This window comes from Chloroflexus sp., assembly GCF_049970315.1.
Classification (GTDB): Bacteria; Chloroflexota; Chloroflexia; order Chloroflexales; family Chloroflexaceae; genus Chloroflexus.
Genome location: NZ_JBMFNE010000024.1, coordinates 20,261 through 39,491, shown reverse-complemented (window position 1 = coordinate 39,491; position 19,231 = coordinate 20,261). Strand labels below are relative to the sequence as shown.

The following is a 19,231-nucleotide window of genomic DNA, read 5'->3' as shown; positions in this document are numbered from 1 at the left end:
CTCAGGCTGGTGATGGTATGAATACATACGGTAATTTTAAGAATGATAAAGGTGATGAATATCAACCTGAGGTCATGGTTTGGGGCCACCGGTTGCGAGAGGGCCAGCACTGGATGGAGTATTTGCTGGAGTTTTTGAGCGTACTAGCGGGATATGGCTATCAGTTTGGCCGTACCGATGATTACCGGGTGCCAGCGCGGTTAGGGTTGAAGCGGTTTGTGTTCTACGATGAATACGAAAAGACCCAAGATCCGCGTGATCGAAAGGCGGTCGATTTATTGCGGCAAGAGCTAGCGAAGCATGTGCAAGCCAATGGCCATCAACCTGAAGCAGTCTTGGAGCAGTTGCGCACATTACTGCGTTCATTTTCCGTGATTGAAGCGAATCGTTCTTGGTTTGCCAAAAGCTTGTTCCCTGTGCATGAAGAATTGTTGCTATGGGAAGCGTTGCGCAAGGGGTCAACCAAAAACGTTTACCGGGCTCAGGTTGATAGTCTGACAATCGAACTATTGGATGCGGGGATTGAGTTTTTGCCGAGAAATTTTTTTGCGCGCGGCGGTGAGTTGTACTACTTGATGATTTCAGCCGGAACTGAACAATCGCCGGAGCAGCGCCAGCGTATCGGTCATCGATTGCGCGAACTCTTAGTCGAGCGCAATCAGACGCTAGGGCGATTTGCGCAGATGATCAACGCCTGTTATTCGGCATTGATCGGTGAAGAGCAGGTCGTTAAAACGGAACCGGGATGGCTGCCTGATCCGACTTGTTCGTTGTACCGGCAATGTGCGAAGGATGTTGATCATTTGCTCGATAACAGGCTTGATGCGCTAGAGAGCCTTGAACTGCTAGCTCACCTGATTGGATTTCATATCATTATTTATATTTACCATCGTGCGCATCCCAATCATAACGATCACATTCATCACACAGGACAATGTCTTGATCAGTGCCGGCCTGAGCTCCTGATTGATATTCCCGGTGATGAGGATAGCCGGGTTATCCGGCAAATATCGGCCAGCCAACTATTACGGCACGAACAATGGCAGATTCATCGAATTCGGACATGGTTCCGCAGTGATGCTGTGGCGATAGCACAGCATAAAACCGCCGAAGCATTGATAAATGCACTTGTTGATCGAGCAGAACAACGTGTCAAGGGTAAACGTAAGGTTACTCCCCAAGCCTTTCAGGACCGCATTACCCAATTTCGTTGGCAAGCGCTCCAACTTAAAAACAATACGGATACGATCATCGAACACTATAGCCAGATGATGTATGAAGTGACAGAACATAACTTCCGTCAGCATTTTATTCCCATCCATCGCCGGCTTGGCCGGTCAATTGGCTTGATCGCACCACAGCGCGGCCCGCAGCCACGGTTTGTGTTGGGTGATACGTTACTCAAGACATTGACGATGACCGTTATCAAGCCGCTTGAGCAGGCCATAAGCTTTGGCGAATTTCTAACCCGATTATATGAACAGTACGGCATTATCATTGGGCCGGGGGAAGCGCGTGCTTCAAGATTGCTAGAGCGGGCTGGGGTAAATGAAGGTGTGTTTGCCCGTAATCGTGAGCGGCTACTTGAGCGGATGAAATTTGCTGGTTTGGCAACCATCTATTCTGATGCGACGGCAATGGTGCATCGAGCGTAGGTAGCGGAGGCGCTATGATAACGAGTCCTAATCAGATTATTGCCAATGCAATTATGCACTGCTTAGATCGTTTTGTTGCGCATGATCAAACTAGCCGGGTATTTGTGCGCTTAGAAGATTTTTCAGTCGACGTGTATCGTCACGTGCTCGAAACGATCCGGTCCACCCTGAAGGGTCGCCCCGTGACAGTGCGGACGGTTGGTCCGATTAAGGGTTTTGAACAATTTCAAATCGAATCTGACAAATCAGCCACCTGGTATCGCAACAACTTGAAAGCAGGACACATGCTCCTACTGATTTTTAACCGGCGTGCGAGCGATGCGCAAAGCCTAAAAGATATGTATGTGCTTAATAGCACAGCTCTGCTGCGTGACTATGTAGATGAATTAATCGAAGCCAGTCTTCAGTATTATCAAGTAAGTCGAGATGAACAAAAAGTATTGAGCAACTTCGTGCGTGTTCGCTTGCATCAGTTAGGAATCGAATCGTCACTTGAACATATAGTATCGTTTTTTATCGAAATCGATCGATTATTAAATGATCACGTCACCATCGAGGAGGCAATTGCCCAAACTTTACCCCATCTGCGCTTATTCCGTTGTGCTGAATTAGCCAAACACTTTCATACCGCACGCGCCCATAAGCTGCTGTGTGACGTGCGGGATGCAGCACGGATCGGTTTTGAGATCATTGATAAGCAACGAAGAGAACAGTACCTTAGCAATCTTGAGCGGGCCGAACTGAGTGACGAGGAGGAACCCGACGGTTTATCATCTGCGCAGAAAAAGCAGTTGCTCCGCACTTTTATATTGGGTGAACTTGATGATCCGGCTCAGCTTCGCCAAGCCCTTGCGCTTGATTGGGCCGAGGTGCAACAGATCATCAAGCCGCGCCGCAAGAAAGCGAGTCTTGAGCAGGTTATTCAAGAACTCGATACAGATGATAAGTCTGTGCAAGAATTAATCATCCAACTCCAGAATGGGTCTGAGGTTGAGCGATCGCTGATCGAGCAGATATTGGCAAATTACGGTGGGATACTGTCGGACGAGAGTCGAAAGGTACTCCGCGCGACTATACGACCGCATGAAGTTAGAAGTGCTGATTTTTTGACCGGCTTGCTATCAGCATTGATAGATCTGCGCCATTTGCGTGAGGATAACGAGGCTGCTGGCGCACAAGTAGTGGTGCAATTTCAGCCGTCGAAAGAAGAGCAAGCGTTGACGGAGGCCGTGCAAGTGTTTCGCTGTTTATACGGCGGTATTGAGACAGTCATGAGCTCCATTCGGTGGGAATTAGCTGAGTTATGGAAGTTAGCTGTGGATCAAACCGAAGAAGAGGATCTAGGTAGTGATGAGACCGAACGGGTGAAAACGGGTAAGCTGGCCTTCAATGTTCTGCTTCAGCGTAAGAATCGGACAATCGCGTCAACCACATTGATCTGGGAATATCGCTCAAATAGTCTAGCAGCAGCGACCTATCAAGCGCTAGCATACGAGAACAGTTTATTTCAATCGTCTCTCCACAGCCCTCTATTTGCCGCTGCATCGCCATCGTTACGGATTCCATTCTACACTTCTTGTAAGCTTCCGGCTAACACTGTCGATCTTGATCTTCATCGTCCTTTGTATACATTCGGCAATTGGCACCAACAAGCGGATGTTGAACGCAATAACCTGCGGTACGCGCTCGAAAAAAACTTCCGCGATCTACGAGTGCCCGCTGAAGCGGGATCTGCCCTGATGAACGCCCTCGATAGTCTTGAACAGGCATGGGCTAACGTTGTGCAAGCGGCATTGAAAGGATTGTTTGATGCACCGATTATTCAATTTATACAGGCATACCAACAATTTCTAGCGAAAACTCTCGAATATTTGTCAAAAAAGCAATATAAAGAAATTTATCAAACTATCAATAAAGCTTGGATCATAAGCGAATCTTCGCAAACAGATTGGGCAGTAATACCGCTCATCCATCCGTTGAAATTAGATTGGTGGTATAAACGGGCAATATATTATCACGATATTATTACCCAGATGTTTCGTGATTCAACACCAGCGCGCGCCATTGACGACAAACGGTTTCGGCGGGAAATGAGTCTCATCGACAGCGCATTAGCGACTCCGCCGGTTATTGCGCTGGCCAATGATCTGCATCAAGGGTATTGGTATGTAGCGCATGAAGATGTGCAGGGGTACACGCTCTTCCGTGGGGTACGCGAGGCTGACAACATTACCGGCACTAATGTTCACGAGCTAGCCACAGATGAACAAGAGTTGATGGAAAGTCAGGCCGTCGAAACACTGGTTGGGATTCTGCAAGACTATATTGAAACATACCCCTTTGCGCGAGAGGGCATCACGGTCGTACTCCTCGAATGCCATAACAGCGCTCTGCCGGTATTGATGCTCAAACGCTTAAGTAAAGCAACAGAGCGTAATCCTGAGCGAATTCATCTTATTGTGCATACATCCACTTACGGGGGATCGATCTACCGGCGGCTAGATGAGTGGCTTGCTAGCGAGCCCCCGGGAACCAAGCGTGAAGGGGCGGCCTATTTGCCGCGCATTGTGGTTGAAGTACGCGAGTGCGCGCTTAATGAACTCTTACAGTCAGTGAAAAGGTCAGATGTCGTTGTATTGGTCGATCTGTTCAATCGGGCGAATCAACCGCTCAAAACAAAGCTTAATGGGCTCACCCAGTGGGATGCAGGCAATACAATCATTGACTTCTATCCCGCGCGACCGGAACCGTTCCGAGAAGGTGCAATTGAACGGTTGTTGCAGTTAATCCCGAACAATAAACCGGATGTATTGCGCCTCTTCCTGCTCTGCCAGTATGCCGGCAATCTGCAGCCGGGAGCTGAAATGCCAGCGGTAATGAATGATCTGGAGTTAGCGCAAGTGCTCTCGCTCAATGCATGGCAAGCCGATCTTGAACGGTTGCATCATCACTTCAATTGGGTGGTGTGCTACGATCAAGTTATTGATCGCTTCTTGCTCAAAGCGGCGTGCCATAATCGCATCCAAATCGTTCGCTATGCGCTAGGGCTAGGCGTACAACGGCTGCATCATTTGACGGTCTCTTCTGCTAGTCGAACCCAAGAGATTGTGGTCAAACGTCTCGCCAACAGGCTAGCTAACATGGTGCCGCGCATCGAGCGAAGCCAGTGCCAACAGATTGCGGCTCATTTAGCTGAAATGGCCAATCGGATTTCAGGTAATATTGTGTTGCGGGCCGCCGGGCCGGGATTGTTTCTCAATGAGTTGATCGGTCTCGTTGTGGCAATGTTTCAAGCTGAGCAGGCGTTTCAGCGCCAATATACGCAGGCGCTTAGTGTATGGATCTTGCTTGATGATTATAAGCATTGGTTCCGAAGCGGCAAAATGCCTGATTTACTCTTGATTGGATTGCAGAAAGTGGATGAACGGGCTCTAGTTCATTTACAGCTCGTGGAAGCAAAATGCGTTAACGCGACCGCATTCGAGCGAGAAGCAAAAGATGCGTGTTTGCAAGTGCGGAGCGGGGTAAGCCGATTAGCCAGCATCTTTGCCCCCGGCGGCCGCCATCTCGATGCGCCATTCTGGTACGATCAACTCTATCGTGCTATTGCCGGCAATGTCCAATTTAATGATGAGCAGTTTGAGGTTTGGGAGGTAGTTTCTGAACAGATCCATCGTGGTGAGTATGATTTCGTCATTAGTGGCGCTAGTTATGTTTTCTGTTATGATGATCAAGTAGGAATTTTCAATGGTCCAGACATTCGTCCATTTACCGAAACGGCTGCTGACGCCCCAGCGGCATCATTGACTGAACATCGCTATGGGCGCAATGAGTTGATAGCGGCGCTGCGCCAGCTTGTGCAGCAGACGAGTGCGCTTGATCCGCAACAGATATTTGATTGGACGCCTGATCCGGCTAAACGTTCGCACGATGTCGCTGCGGAGGCGGTGGGTCTGACCGCAAATGTGCCCGCCTCTCATTCCCGAGTGCTCTCGCCGATATCAAACACGCCGGGTGAACAAATCTATCTCTCATCACCTCGTGTCACACCTCAGGTACAGCAGTTCGCGATTGCCGAAGGTCAAAATAATAGTCCAAGTGTTCAATCCAACGAGGAACCGCTAGCCCCTATCCCACCGGTCGAGACCGCATGGCTTGAACAAAAAGCGCGCGATATCGAGCGTGCCCTCCGCCAGCGCGGTGTCCAACTCTATTCCATCAATGCCAATGATGCGGATCACGGACCGAGTATTGTGCGGTTCAAGTTTCGGCTAAAGCCAAATCAGCAGTTGAAACGAGTGCAGGCAATGGCCGAAGATCTGGCACGCGATTTGAAACTATCTGCACCACCGTATATCGACAATGTGCCGGAAACAGACTTTGTCGGAATAGACATTCCACGGCCACGGCGTGAAACGATCTATTTACGTCCATTCCTTAAGCGATTACCTTTGCCAAAGCCAGCAGAACTGCCGATTGTGATAGGGATTGCACCGGATGGCCAACCAATTATTGAAGATTTCGCGGAATTTCCTCATCTGTTAGTAGCCGGTGCTACCAAGTCGGGTAAGTCAGTCTTCTTACGTAATCTGTTGCTCAGTCTGTTAACGGTCTATCGTCCGGGAGCATTGGAGCTGCTGATCATCGATCCGAAACAAACAGACTTTACTTTATTCAATAAGCTGCCCTATTTGCGAGGGGGTAAGGTCATCGTTGATCGCAAGGCAGTACAAGAAGCATTGCTTGACTTAGCGCGCACCGAAATGCCGCGCCGGCAAAAGATTATGGCCAATCGGAGCATGAATATTAAAGCGTTTAATCAACGGTATCCCGAAGAGGCATTGCCGCCGATTATCGCTTTGATCGATGAATATGGCCTATTAACAAGTCACATGAGCAAAAAAGAGCGAGAGGCATTTGAGCAAAGCTTAGGTGAGCTAGCCGCAGCCGCGCGTGCGGTTGGCATTCATATCATTTTGGCTACCCAGCATCCGAGTGCTGAGGTCATTACCCCGATTATCAAAGCCAATTTAGATGCTCGGGTAGCGTTGCGCGTAGCCTCTCAGGTAAATTCGCGAGTAGTATTAGATACGACCGGAGCCGAACATCTTCTCGGTCAAGGCGATATGCTCTTCCGCCGGCCAGATGGCCGAATTCTGCGCTTGCAGGCACCGTTTATGGATGAAGAGGAGCTAATGCGGTTGTTAGACATGTACCGTTAAACTCGCTCCCCCACTACATTGATCCATTGGATGCCGGGCCGGCTAGTATCAGGCGTCTCCTCCACCAACAGTACCCGCATGCCCACCGATTCGAGCAGGAGGATGAGGTGGGTAAGGGGAATATCGGTATACAAGCGGCCATCGGGGGTGCGTTCGCCGTCGGGGAGCGGGGTGCGATACGAGACGATCAGGCGCCCGCCGGGACGGAGGATGCGGGCGAGGTTGACGGCAGCGCCGATGAGTTCGGCGGCGGGGAGATGCATGAGCACGGCGACGCAGAGGACGTTGTCGAAGCTGGCGTCGGCGATGCCGGCGAGGTCGGGGAGAGCGGCTTGTTGGACGTTGATGCCGGCGTAGGCGGCCCGGGCTTCGTTGATCATGCCCTGCGATGGTTCAAAGCCAATGGTGGGGTAGCCGTGCTGTTCGAGCCATGCCACATCGCGCCCGCTGCCGCTGCCAATGTCAGCGGTGGGGCGCCCCGGATGGAAGAATGTTTTGATCAGGCGGTAGATCGATTCCGGGCGCCGGTTGCGCTGGAATGCAGCCTGTTGGCGGGCCAGTTCGTCGTAGGTGCGAATGGTTTGTTGGTCAGGCATACGTCATTAGCCGGTGCAGGTGATAGGTTTGCCGATTTAAGCTGCCTAGCGAAGATCTGGCACACTTGGTAAGACGGGTTGTGGTTTTTTGGTCATCATGGTTGCTTTCCGGCAAACGACATCATCGGGTATGTGCGCTCTGGTATCCAAGAGCCGGCAATCTAGCCAGTGTTACCCCGTTTCTCCGGCGTCGGCCACGTCGAGGGCGTAGCGCAGCAACGTTTCGCGCGGAATGACCGTCAGTGCGGCTTCGTGGGTGGCAGCGAGGATCACCGGTGGAGCGACGCCGGCGTCGTAGGCTTCGAGCCAACGGAGTGCGCAGAGGCACCAACGGTCGCCCGGTTTGAGGCCGGGGAAGCTATATTCGGGCCGCGGCGTTATGAGGTCGTTGCCGCGTGATCGGCTGAAGGCAAGAAATTCAGCGGTGACTTGAGCGCAGACGACGTGGAGACCAGCATCGTGCGGGCCGGTATCGCAGCAGCCGTTGCGATAAAAGCCGGTCAGCGGCTGCATACTGCACGGCGTGAGTGCATTGCCAAGGACATTACGGGCTGGTGATTGTTGACGTTCGTTTGAATACATCATAGTTCGTGTGATTGCTCAATTGCTGGGTTCGAGTGCAACATCACTGCATGCTGGTAAACGGAATCAAATTCCCGGCGTCGTCCAGTGTCCAGACGGTGCCGTCATTGGCGGTGATGCCGGTTTGGGTGCGCCAGCGTTCGGGCAGGGGGCGCGGTATTGCCAGCATCCCACCAGACGGCGTGCTGAGTAGGGTGAAATCGAGGGTACCGGTGGTTTTGCCCTGCACGGTGACCCGTACCTTCCAGCAACCGTTCCATTCGCGGTAGAAGTCGTAGCTGAGTTCAACCGGGCCAAGCCGACCGGTGAGCAGCTCGGCGATCAGTTTTTTGGCTTCCGGTACTCGTTTGCGCAAATCGGTGAGCGGTTGCGGTGTTGACATATCGTTCATACTGTTATACGTGTGCGTAGTTGTGGAACGGTTTGGCTCCATAGTAAGCCTGCCGCAGGCTACATTAGAGTGGACGTGTAATGCCATTACGGTTGAGCTTCGCTTCGCGCCAGACGCGAACCGCGCCGCGGATGAGGCGGTAGGCAACGAAGGCAAGGATTAACGTGATAATGAAGGCTATGACCGGGAGGAAGATAGCGAGAAGACTGAGCACAAACGAGAGTGCGTCTTCAAAGAAACTGAGGAGTGAGTTGGCGGTGCCGCCGGTGGCAACGGTAACGGCAGGTCGGATGCTAGCGCGGGCACTTTGGGTGCCGGCGGCGGCGATGATGGCGGCGATGGCAACGACTGCCGGGTGGATGGCGACAACATCTTGGGCGGCAGCAAGGGCAACGATTGCCCCGGCGATCGGACTGATGACAAGCCCAATGATGTGGAAGACGCTGTCAACCGCCGGTACTTTGTCGCCGATGAAGTCGAGGATGGCAAGGACGGCAAGGACGATCATGGTGATCGGGTGGGCGAGCAGATCGAACGGTTCGCTGAGTTGAATGAGACCGAGGCGGGAAAGCACACTGACGGTGAGCAGGGGTAGGTATGCGTTGAGGCCGGTGGCGGTGGCGAGGCCAAGCGAGCTTGCCAGTGCGATGATTGTCTCCATGACAGTACTCCGGTGGCGGGTGAATTGCGGAACAACCGCGTTCGATCCTCTTGCGCCGTGCGCGAAACGAATGCCTAACTGCGGTAGGATTCTACTCCTTTTTCCTATCAGACGCGCAATCTCTCTACAGAGTTGCATATCTGATAGCATATCATGCTACTACGTTCCGGTAGCATATTGTAAGGACAGGGTATGACAGAACCTCCGCGTGGTCGTCCGCGTCTGATCCCGTCGCTGTCGCGCCCGCAGACGCTGCGGCAGTGGGTGGTTGAGACGCGGCGAGTGTTGCGCAATGTGCCGGCGGCGTTCCGGCTGGTGTGGCAGGCCGATCGTCGACATACCGTGGTGATGGCGATGATTACGTTGCTGGCGGCGGGGTTGCCGCTGGTGCAGGCGTACATCGGTAAGCTGATCGTGGATACGGTAGTGGCGGCGGTTCAAGACAAGGTGGGTGCGCTGACTGGCTTGCAACAGGCGTTGCTGTGGCTTTTGAGCGAGTTTGGCTTGATCACGCTGGGGGCGGTGTTGGCGCAGGGTCGGTCGTTGAGCGAACACATCTTGCATGCCCGCCTGAGCAATCTGGTCAATTTGATGATCATGCGCAAGGCACTGTTGCTCGATCTGCATTATTTTGAAGATGCGCAGTACTACGACAAATTGCAAAATGCGCGACGCGAGACCAATTGGCGGACGATGGCGATGGTCAACACCGTGTTTAGCGCCATCCAACAAGTGTTGACCTTGATCTCGTTTGCGGCCAGCCTGCTCTGGTTGAGTCCACTGATTGCGCTGTTGCTGTTTGGCGCGACCATCCCGGCGTTTCTGGCCCAAACCCACTTCAGCCGGCTGCGGTTCCGGCTCTTGACATGGCGGGCGCCGGAGTTTCGTCGGATGCAGTACCTTGAACACCTCTTGACGGTGGATACGGCCGTGAAAGAGGTCAAGTTGTTTGCGCTGGGCGGGCCGCTAATCGAGCGCCATCAAGAGCAGTTTCACCGTTTCTTCCACGAAGATGCAGCGCTGGCCCGGCGGCGTTCGCTGATCAGCACCTTGTGGGGGATTGTGGCGAGCGCCGGCTATTACGCCGCTTACGGTTGGATCATCTGGCAGACGGTGGCCGGCGTGATCACGATTGGCGGTATGACCTTTTATCTCACCCTCTTCCGCCAGAGCCAATCGGTGGTGCAGACGCTGTTTGCTAATCTGAGCCAACTGTATGAAGGTGGACTGTTTTTGACGAATCTCTTTGATTTTTTGGCGATTGAGCCGCGGATGAAAGAGGGCCGTAATCTTCCAGTGCCACGCCCGATTCGGCGGGGAATTGAGTTTCGGAATGTGAGCTTTCGTTACCCTGATCGTGACGAGTGGGCGTTGCGCGAGATCAATCTGCGGATAGAGCCGGGAGAAAAGATCGCGCTGGTGGGGGCGAACGGGGCCGGCAAGACGACGTTGATCAAGCTGCTGACCCGGTTGTACGACCCGACCGAAGGCCAGATTTTGCTCGACAGGGTTGATCTGCGCGATTACAATGTTGATGACCTGAGGCAACGAATTGGCGTCATTTTTCAAGATTTTGTACGCTATCAGACGACTGCCCGTGAAAATATCGGGTTTGGTCAGATCGACGAACTAGCGAACGAACCGCGCATTCGCTCGGCGGCGGTGCGAGGCGGGGCCGATGAGGTGTTGGCACAACTCCCCCACGGTTATGATACGATGCTGGGGCGCTGGTTTGAGAACGGGGCCGAGCTGTCGGGTGGGCAATGGCAGAAGATTGCGTTAGCCAGAGCGTTTATGCGCGAGAGCGAAGTACTGGTGCTCGATGAGCCAACGGCGGCGCTCGATGCTGAGCGCGAATACGAAATCTTTCAGCGGTTTCGGGATTTGACCGCGGGGAGGATTGCGGTGCTGATCAGCCACCGCTTCTCGACCGTGCGCATGGCCGACCGGATTGTGGTGCTCGAACATGGCCGGATCACCGAAATGGGTACGCATGAGGAGTTGTTAGCCCGCGGTGGGATGTATGCCCGTTTGTTCAATATGCAGGCCGAAGGCTATCGTTGAAGCAAGAGAGGTCATCACGGCGATCGGCGCGCTGCTCAAGCGGGGGCGCGGTTTGGTGGCGGTACAAGGTGTTGTGGGGGCTGGGAATTTTGTTGGCGTTAGTAGGGCGGAGCGGATACGGTGTGACGATCAATTTTGGCGTGAGCGATCCGGGCCAGCCGCCGGATGAAGCCGTGAGCTGGATACTGCTGGCCTTTATCCCAGAAGACTTAACCCCAGAGGCGGCGACCGGCTGGGTGTTGTCGTTAGGGCTGATTGTGCTGGTGGGTTGACTCGTGATGCTGTTTATCGGGAGCATTGTGGAAGGGGCGGCAATCGTGCAGACTGTTCTGCTCGATCAGCGCGGGCAGTTTGATCTGAGCAACAGCTTTGCGGTTGGGGTCAGCCGGATGACGTCGTTGGCGCTGATGGATTTGCTGTTGGTGCTGCCCGTTCTGGTGGTATGGATTGGCATTCTGGTGGCGTTTGGCGCCGTGGTTGCCAGTGTCTTGACTATGGCGAGCGATGGGCTGTCAGCTTCGATGCTGGGACTGGGGGTGCTCACAATCTTGGGTCTCATAATTTGTCTGGCGATTCCGATCCTGCTATGGAGCCTCTTCTTTGCCGTCTTCCGCCCGCTGGCGGCGCGGGCGGGCGTGCTGGAGGGGCAAGGGCCGGTGGCCGGCATCAAGCGTGGCTGGCAGGTCTTGCGGCGCAATTTGGGGCAGGCGGTTGTGGTTTGGTTGGTGACATTTGGGATCGGGCTGGTCTATAGCTTGCCGGTGGGGGCGATTGGGGGCGTTGTCGTTTGCAACCGGCGCCAATTCGGTGACGAGTTTCGGTGCGTGGGACATCATCACCGTGTTGTTTAACATGATCTTTGCGATCATTCTGGGCGGGTTGTTGGCTAGCCTGAATGTAGCACTTTGGACAGTTGGCTACCGGCAATGGACGATGGCGACGCCGGCGATGCAGCAGGTGTATGCGCCGGTGCAGATACGATAAGCGGTGTATGTGACCGATCTACCCCTCCTCGTCAATAAGGAGGGGCAGATCATTGATAGCGAAGTTGTCAGTCAGGGTACGTAGGCCTGAATCGTCTCTCCAAAAGCGCGCTCGGCGGTGGCAGCGTGACGGAGCAATGCCGCGATCTGACTCGGCTCGGTTGCAGTTGATGCCTGTTCATAGTAAGTTGCGGCTTCGGCAAGATACGTCGCTGCCTGCACAATATCCGGTTCGGCAGCAAAAGATTCACGGAGGAAGGTGGCATTCTCACGACGTAAGCGAGCGGTTAAGGCTAACGTTTCTCGGATCCGCTGTGGAGCAATGTGGCCGCGTTCAAGCGCCACGATGAGTTGCTCAAGGGCGGCCAGACCGGTTGGTGGACCGTACTGCTGATTGCCGAGCGTAACGCGAGCAATTTGCTGCCACACTGGCTCTATATCGGTTGATGGAGTAGTCGGCAGAAAGATGGTCAGGTTGTACCGCCACGGATACCCAAACGCCGCCGCGTGTGCCTCCATTGCCGCCAGTACCTGCTCGTTGGTGACATAAAGACCGGTCTCACCGGCTCGATGGTGACCGGGTTGGCAATTAGCGGGCGCGACGCAAACCGTTTCGTAGACAAAAAACCCTTGTTGATCGTAACCGGCAAGGACATCGCTATGCGGAATGAGTTCGTTAGCGCCATAGAGCTGCCCCATATCGAGGGCTACCCGTACCGGATGACCCTGAGCGATGAACGAGCGGGCAGCCGTGAGCCAGAGATTGGGGTCATCGGTGGTGTAATAACGACGTTGCAAGCCAAGGTAAGGTGCAGCTACCTGCAGACCGATTTCGGGGTCTTGACCGAAAGGAGTCACCTCGGTACTATCGGGCAGAGCGGAGAAACCATACGTAAATGCCATCAACCAATCAATGGCCGGACGAGGTTGGAGATTACCGTGGTGGGCAGCCATCATCTGCAAACTTGTTGATTGACAAACCGGCAAATCGGCAGCAATCCACGGGGTATCAACCAACATCCACGAATCGGGGGCGGGAACAAGCGTGGCTGTGGTTAACGGTTGTGGTTCATACGTTGATGAAAAATACCAATGAAGCAGTGTCCGATTGAACCATTGCCGACCAACTATCAGCACAGTGGTGAGCAAGACGAGACTAATACCAACAATAATTGCGATTCGATACCGGCGCATTGGTTTGTTCCTTACGCGGCCCAATATCAATATACAGAGCCAGCATAGCACCGGCAAAGTGGTGTGTGGCGAAACATTCAGCTACTGTAAGGAAAGAAACCTCCCTCGTACCAGCCGTAGGCAGGAGGGGATCAACTTTCGTGATGAGACCAGAACGGAGCAGGTCGGCGGGTTGTACGTGGTGGTAGTGCGCGCCGATGACGACGTTGGCGGGTGCGCATAGTCAGGGCCACGAGAGGCCAGACCAAGCCGGCGATGATGAGAACCCCAAGACCCTGGATAAGCGCGATCAAGCCGGCCATTTCCATAATGGTATCTCCTTGGATAAGACAGTGCTTATGATCTAATTACGTATATACTAACTCGCGCAGACGTAGTATACTGCAATAAAATGATTTTGTAAACCATTTACTGTAAAAACCTTTTAACCGGCGGCGTGGCGTACAGTAGTCCGAACGTGCGGTGCGAGTTGTCCGATCTACGCATCGGCTACGGCGGTAAGCACAATAGATGTGCCCGGAGGCCAACTTCTTTAGCTTTTCTTCAGTTTTTCTTTGGATTTGATTAAGACTGGTCTGCTACGCTACCATTGCCGGCAATGATGTAGTCAGGCATCGCATCAGCACAAAGGAGAACCTATGCGAGTAATCCTAGTAATACTATGTATAACAATGTTCGGAATGTGGGCTATCTCGCCAAGGGCTGCACACGCGCAGCCGGGGCGGCCCCCGGCTCAGCCCCCAGCTTTTTCCGAGACACCAGTGACAGTGATCGGCAACGTGACAGCGTTTAAGTACACGCGACGAGGCGAAGTAGATGGGTTCTACCTTAACGATGGCACGGAAGTACGTTTTCCCAAGCACCGGGCATGGGAAGTAACGCAAGTAGTAGCGATTGGATCATCTGTGCAAGTCGATGGCATCCAGCGTTTTGGGCGACGGGGCGACATTCACGTGAAAGCGCAGGTCATTACCAATCTGACGACTAAGGCCCAGGTAGTCATCGAAGAGGTGGTGTCGGTTCGCGGTCAAATCGAGAACTACACGTATAGCCGTAGCGGTCGGATAGACGGTCTCATCCTTAGCACCGGTGATACAGTGAAAATACCAAGGCATATGAGCGCTTATATCAGTAGTAGCTTGCCGATTGGAACACCGGTACAAGTCGATGGCGTCCGTAAAACCGGCAAGTGGGGTGATGTGCATATCAAGCCCGATACAATAACCAATCTCACTACCGGTGAGGTATTCGTTATCCCATAACAATCGGCTCGTGTCAGATCATTTGCCGGTATGGTGTGGGTGCGACATTCGCGTCGCATCCACATTCCTGTATGCGGGAGGTGAACAGTGCACACAACCGATGAAACCGTACACTTGAGCAACGAGAGGCGCGAGCTGCATGTCGTGGTCATCGAAGATGAACCGACCATTGCCGAGTCGCTGCGGATCGGTCTTACTTACGAAGGCATGCGCGTAACAGTGACCGGTGAAGGGCGCAGTGGTCTTCAGATCATCGAAGAGCAAGGTGCCGATCTGGTCATTCTCGATCTGATGCTACCTGATATTGACGGCATCGTCGTTTGCCGACGCTTGCGGGCACGGTCGAGTGTCTTACCGATCATTATGCTCACCGCGCGGGGCGACGTACAGGAACGGGTACAAGGGCTACAGATGGGTGCCGATGACTACATCGTCAAACCGTTTAGCTTCGATGAACTACTTGCTCGGGTGTATGCCATTCTCCGGCGGGTAGGCATCTCACGTCCGGTAACGGTATTGCAGGTAGCCGGACTGAGCCTGAATCCGGAGACACGCGAAGTAACACTGCATGGTCGCTCCATCGAATTGACGCCGACCGAGTTTGCATTACTCGAACAGTTTATGCGTCATCCACGACGTGTCTTCACCCGCCAGACCTTACTGAGTCGGGTGTGGGGGTTTACTTACGTCGGTGATTCGAATATCGTTGAAGTCCATATCAGCAATCTTCGTGAGAAAATCGGAGATCATGAACGCAAACTTATTCGTACCGTCTACGGTGTCGGCTACAGCTTACGGCCTGACGATGAAACAATGGTGGAATAGGCTATCGTTGCGACAGCGGCTAGCCCTACTCTACAGCAGTTTGCTGGCGCTCTTGCTTGGCGTGCTGGGGTTTGGGTTCTACATTGATATTCGGCGGTTTCTGGTGAGCAGCACCGAACTACGGATTCGGGCACAAGCCAAGCCGGTCATTGAGCAATACATATTTGCGCAGACCGATCCGGTGACAGTGTTACCGCAAATTGCCGTTCAGTTGAGTCGCGATCTCACCTCACGTGATACCACAGCGTTGGTCTTTGATCGGGAAGGCCACTTGCTGGCCGATGGCCGGCGTTTGCCGGAGGAACCGGCAGCGATGCCGGTTGACCCCGACTATCTTGTCCAGGCCCTTGCCGGCCACAATGACATAACCGTCATTCAACTGGTTGGCGAACAGCGTATGTTCAGTCTGCTCATTCCGTTACGGTCGGAACCGGGAGCGGCAGAAGTATTCGGCGTGGTACAGATGAGCACACCACTCGCACCGATTGAAGAAATGTTACAGCGCCAGTCCGTCATCATCGTAGCCAGCGAGATGGTCATTCTCGTTGTAGGCAGCATCATCGGCTATTGGCTTACCAGTTCAACCTTACGGCCATTACGTGATCTGATCGACGCCTGTCGCAATATTGCGCGTGGTAATCTTCGTCAGCGTGTTTCAGTGATCTCACCATACGATGAAGTCGGGCAACTGACGGCGGCGTTTGATGAGATGGTCGAGCAATTAGAACAAAATTTTCAAGCCCAACGGCGATTTATTGCCGATGCCGCGCATGAGATGCGTACACCGCTGACGGCATTACGAAGCGGGCTAGAGGTGTTACTCCGCGGTGCGCAGGATGATCCACAGACGGCTTTTTGCCTGATTCAGAATATGCATCGCGATGTTGTTCGTTTATGTAACGTAAGTGAGCAACTGCTCGATCAAGCACGCTACGAATCGGGACGGGCACTCTCTTTCCAAGCAGTCGCGATTGCCGACGTTATGGCCGAGTTTGTTGCCCAAGCGCGGTTACTGGCCGGTGAACGGACATTGGTGCTTGAACCTGGGCCGGTAGTAGAAGTTATGCTCGATGTGGATGGGATCAAGCAAGCGTTATTTCACCTGATCGATAATGCAATTCAGCATACCACGCCGCAGGGCGAAATTAGACTGGGCTGGTCGGTTGAGCGAGGGGTGGTGCAGTTTTGGGTAGCCGACAACGGGGAAGGCATTGCTGAAGCCGATCTGCCGCACGTATTTACGCCCTTTTATCGGGGCGACCGTTCGCGTTCACGGCGCACCGGTGGTACCGGTTTGGGCTTAACGCTGGTGCAGAGCGTTGCCCGTGCTCATGGTGGCGAGGTTACGATAACGAGTCGGCTGAGGGAAGGAACGCGGGTCGTCATAGCGATACCCTACCGGATGAAGTAGTGAGTGTGTAGGGTACAATCGTCGTTTGTTTTCGGTGAGAGCGCGCTCCGGTGCGCTTTTTGTGTTTGATTGAGGGTGAAAACCATCTCGTTTGGACCGACCAGGTGATCGAATTGAGCAATTGAACAGGGCTTCCCCCCACTTGACAGCCGTCGTATAATTTGTTTAGAATAACTAAATAGATCAATAGCCTTAATTTTATACTTCTAAGATATGTAGAAACACTAAATACTATGTCACCTTTCGATCCCTCCCACCGACGTACACCAACCGAACGTAGCGTGATTGCGCTGTACCGAATTGCCCATGCCATCGAAGTGTTGCTGCGCCAACGTGGCAAAGCGGTACGGTTGACAACAACTCAAATCGATACCCTCCTGTTTTTGAAATATGCACGTCCGGGTGTGCGGACGGTAGGTGGATTGGCGCAACGGTTGGGGGTGTCGTATGCGACGGCGAGTGTGGTGGTGGATGGGCTTGAGCGGCGCGAGTTGGTAGCCCGTCACGGCTTGCAGAACGATCTGCGCGTAGTTCGGTTACGGTTGACCGAAAAGGGTGAAGCGCAATTGGCCGAGATTGAAGGGGCGCTCGATGGTTTACAGGCGGCATTAACAGAGTTGACCCCGAACGAGCAGGCGTATCTAGATAGTATGCTGCGGACAGTGGTACGTTCGTTGCAACGGATCGGTGCCGTTCACGTGTACGAGATGTGTTGGGGCTGCCAGTTTTTCCGGGCGTATGCGCATCCCGATAATCCAGCAGCGCCGCATCATTGCGCCTTTGTTGATGCACCGCTCGCCGATAATGAGACGCGGTTTGAGTGTCCTGATTTTGTGCCGATGCCTGAAAGGAGGTGAGGGTATGGCGTGGCAATTGACGCTCTACAGTGCAGCCGATTGCGACGATACAGCTCAGACTCGGGCATTGCTGCACGAGCGTCAGATCGTGTTCCATGAGCATTCGATCGACCATGATCCGGTGGCCGAACAGTTTGTCGTGTTTATCAACGGAGGCTATCGTAGCACGCCGACATTAGTCTTTGCTGCAGGGCGGTTTAAGTTGGTGGTAACCGAACCGACCGAAGCTGAGCTGGAAACGGCATTGCAGATCGCTGCCGGTTTACCGCCGGCTCATTGACGAGCAGGAGGCAGCCATGACAATGATGTCGATTCCTGGGTATGACTACGGAACGGCGCAGGTCGCACACGCACCGTTTAGCTTGGCCGATTTTGACCTGCTGAAACAGGCGGTTATGTTTGGGCCTGAAGACGAGCGTTATTTGCGGATGGCCGGTGACGTACTGGCCGATCAGATTGATGATGTGCTTGATCTCTGGTATGGGTTTGTTGGCTCGCATCCGCACCTGCTCTACTATTTCACCGATGGGCAAGGCCATGCGCAGAGTGAATACCTGGCTGCGGTGCGTCGCCGCTTTGGGCAGTGGATCCTCGATACATGTCGGCGACCTTACGATCAGGTGTGGCTAGATTATGCCTATGAAATCCGGTTGCGCCATCATCGCCGCAAGAAGAATCAGACCGATCATGTGCAGGCTGTTCCGCACATTCACTTCCGCTATATGGTCGCCTTCATTTATCCGATTACGGCGACGATCCGGCCGTTTCTCGCAAAGAAGGGACACTCGCCTGAAGAAGTGGAGGCTATGTATCAGGCATGGTTTAAGTCGGTGGTGATGCAAGTAGCGCTCTGGAGTATGCCTTACGTTGCACCGGAAGATTTCTAAGTCGACTCTCAGCTTGGCTTGAGCAAATCTTGAGTTACACGCTGTATCCTTCCTACCGTGTCAGTTCGATATGGAGGAAGGGTATGCAGCGTGTTGTTTTGTTGTGGCTTTTGATATTGGTAGCCTGTAGCCAACCGGCAGCGCCAACACCGATGGCGGGTATGGATCATGCGATGGGGCATGGAAGTGAGGCTCCGTATGATGCGCTCTTTATTGACAGCATGATTGAGCATCACGAGGGTGCGATCAGGATGGCGCAACAGGTGTTGCAAGAGAGCCGTGACGAGCGAATTCGTCAACTGGCCGAAGCGATTCTGGCGACGCAAGCGGCTGAAATTGACCAAATGCGTCAATGGCGACAGGCGTGGTACCCAGATGTGCCGCCGACCGGCGGGATGGGGATGGAGATGGGGCCAATGGCGGTACCTGATGGTGATGAACCATTTGATCGGCGCTTTCTCGAGGCGATGATCCCCCACCACGAGGGGGCAGTGGCGATGGCGCGCGATGCGTTGCAAAAGGCTGAGCATGCCGAGATTCGTGAGCTGGCCCAAGCAATTATCACGGCCCAAGAGGCTGAAATTGCCCAGATGAAACAATGGCTGACCGAGTTTGGTCGGTGATATGGTGATATGATGATA

At 53.5% G+C, this 19,231-nt stretch carries 19 protein-coding genes; 13 read left to right on the top strand and 6 right to left on the bottom strand.

The annotated features are described in order from the left end of the window. Positions 1-17 precede the first annotated feature (17 nt). Complete coding sequence (locus ACP5OT_RS14585) at positions 18-1,655, top strand: hypothetical protein (RefSeq protein WP_424676154.1); 1,638 nt, start codon at positions 18-20, stop codon at positions 1,653-1,655. 284 nt (positions 1,656-1,939) lie between these two features. After that, a complete protein-coding gene (locus ACP5OT_RS14580; protein WP_428132540.1) occupies positions 1,940-6,877 on the top strand; it encodes a DNA translocase FtsK in 4,938 nt (1,645 codons plus the stop codon). Here ACP5OT_RS14580 and ACP5OT_RS14575 read toward each other — a convergent pair. The 4 genes from ACP5OT_RS14575 to ACP5OT_RS14560 all read right to left on the bottom strand — a co-directional run bounded on the left by ACP5OT_RS14575 (position 6,874) and on the right by ACP5OT_RS14560 (position 9,107). Beyond that, complete coding sequence (locus ACP5OT_RS14575; protein WP_424676156.1) at positions 6,874-7,473, bottom strand: class I SAM-dependent methyltransferase; 600 nt, start codon at positions 7,471-7,473, stop codon at positions 6,874-6,876. The genes ACP5OT_RS14580 and ACP5OT_RS14575 overlap by 4 nt on opposite strands. 171 nt (positions 7,474-7,644) lie before the next feature. Beyond that, a complete protein-coding gene (locus ACP5OT_RS14570; RefSeq protein ID WP_424676178.1) occupies positions 7,645-8,055 on the bottom strand; it encodes a DUF2237 family protein in 411 nt (136 codons plus the stop codon). A gap of 43 nt (positions 8,056-8,098) precedes the next feature. After that, complete coding sequence (locus ACP5OT_RS14565; RefSeq protein ID WP_424676157.1) at positions 8,099-8,437, bottom strand: hypothetical protein; 339 nt, start codon at positions 8,435-8,437, stop codon at positions 8,099-8,101. Between the two features lie 73 nt (positions 8,438-8,510). Next, the gene (locus ACP5OT_RS14560; protein ID WP_428132538.1) at positions 8,511-9,107 is read right to left on the bottom strand and encodes a DUF4126 domain-containing protein; all 597 of its coding nucleotides are present in this window, start codon (positions 9,105-9,107) and stop codon (positions 8,511-8,513) included. A 192-nt stretch (positions 9,108-9,299) separates the two neighbouring features. On the opposite strand from ACP5OT_RS14560, the gene ACP5OT_RS14555 reads away from it, so the two are divergent. From ACP5OT_RS14555 to ACP5OT_RS14540, 4 genes are all read left to right on the top strand, one after another. Next, positions 9,300-11,171, top strand: coding sequence for an ABC transporter ATP-binding protein (locus ACP5OT_RS14555; protein ID WP_424676159.1), 1,872 nt, complete (start codon positions 9,300-9,302; stop codon positions 11,169-11,171). A 68-nt stretch (positions 11,172-11,239) separates the two neighbouring features. Beyond that, positions 11,240-11,443, top strand: coding sequence for a hypothetical protein (locus ACP5OT_RS14550; protein ID WP_424676160.1), 204 nt, complete (start codon positions 11,240-11,242; stop codon positions 11,441-11,443). A gap of 3 nt (positions 11,444-11,446) precedes the next feature. Beyond that, a complete protein-coding gene (locus ACP5OT_RS14545) occupies positions 11,447-12,022 on the top strand; it encodes a hypothetical protein (protein WP_424676161.1) in 576 nt (191 codons plus the stop codon). Position 12,023: 1 nt separating this feature from the next. Next, positions 12,024-12,155 carry a hypothetical protein gene (locus tag ACP5OT_RS14540; protein WP_424676162.1) on the top strand — a complete coding sequence of 44 codons (132 nt, stop codon included), beginning with the start codon at positions 12,024-12,026 and terminating at the stop codon, positions 12,153-12,155. A 71-nt stretch (positions 12,156-12,226) separates the two neighbouring features. Here ACP5OT_RS14540 and ACP5OT_RS14535 read toward each other — a convergent pair whose 3' ends face one another. Then, a complete protein-coding gene (locus tag ACP5OT_RS14535; RefSeq protein ID WP_424676163.1) occupies positions 12,227-13,348 on the bottom strand; it encodes a hypothetical protein in 1,122 nt (373 codons plus the stop codon). 131 nt (positions 13,349-13,479) lie between these two features. Then, positions 13,480-13,656: a hypothetical protein gene (locus tag ACP5OT_RS14530; RefSeq protein ID WP_424676164.1), complete on the bottom strand. Its 177-nt coding sequence runs from the start codon at positions 13,654-13,656 to the stop codon at positions 13,480-13,482. 330 nt (positions 13,657-13,986) lie between these two features. Between ACP5OT_RS14530 and ACP5OT_RS14525 the strand changes: the two genes are divergently transcribed. The 7 genes from ACP5OT_RS14525 (at position 13,987) to ACP5OT_RS14495 (ending at position 19,213) form a co-directional block, all read left to right on the top strand. Continuing rightward, positions 13,987-14,610 (top strand): hypothetical protein, encoded by a 624-nt coding sequence (locus ACP5OT_RS14525; RefSeq protein ID WP_424676165.1) that lies wholly within the window; start codon positions 13,987-13,989, stop codon positions 14,608-14,610. Between the two features lie 87 nt (positions 14,611-14,697). Then, a complete protein-coding gene (locus ACP5OT_RS14520) occupies positions 14,698-15,435 on the top strand; it encodes a response regulator transcription factor (protein ID WP_424676166.1) in 738 nt (245 codons plus the stop codon). After that, the gene (locus ACP5OT_RS14515; protein ID WP_424676167.1) at positions 15,359-16,846 is read left to right on the top strand and encodes a sensor histidine kinase; all 1,488 of its coding nucleotides are present in this window, start codon (positions 15,359-15,361) and stop codon (positions 16,844-16,846) included. Before ACP5OT_RS14520 ends, ACP5OT_RS14515 begins: the two co-directional genes overlap by 77 nt. Positions 16,847-17,079: 233 nt before the next feature. Further along, complete coding sequence (locus tag ACP5OT_RS14510) at positions 17,080-17,703, top strand: MarR family winged helix-turn-helix transcriptional regulator (RefSeq protein WP_424676168.1); 624 nt, start codon at positions 17,080-17,082, stop codon at positions 17,701-17,703. A gap of 4 nt (positions 17,704-17,707) precedes the next feature. Continuing rightward, on the top strand, positions 17,708-17,983 hold the full coding sequence (locus ACP5OT_RS14505) for a glutaredoxin family protein (RefSeq protein WP_424676169.1): 276 nt from the start codon (positions 17,708-17,710) through the stop codon (positions 17,981-17,983). 16 nt (positions 17,984-17,999) lie between these two features. Beyond that, complete coding sequence (locus ACP5OT_RS14500) at positions 18,000-18,590, top strand: protoglobin domain-containing protein (RefSeq protein ID WP_428132535.1); 591 nt, start codon at positions 18,000-18,002, stop codon at positions 18,588-18,590. A gap of 83 nt (positions 18,591-18,673) precedes the next feature. Continuing rightward, positions 18,674-19,213 (top strand): DUF305 domain-containing protein, encoded by a 540-nt coding sequence (locus tag ACP5OT_RS14495; protein WP_424676171.1) that lies wholly within the window; start codon positions 18,674-18,676, stop codon positions 19,211-19,213. Positions 19,214-19,231: the final 18 nt, after the last annotated feature.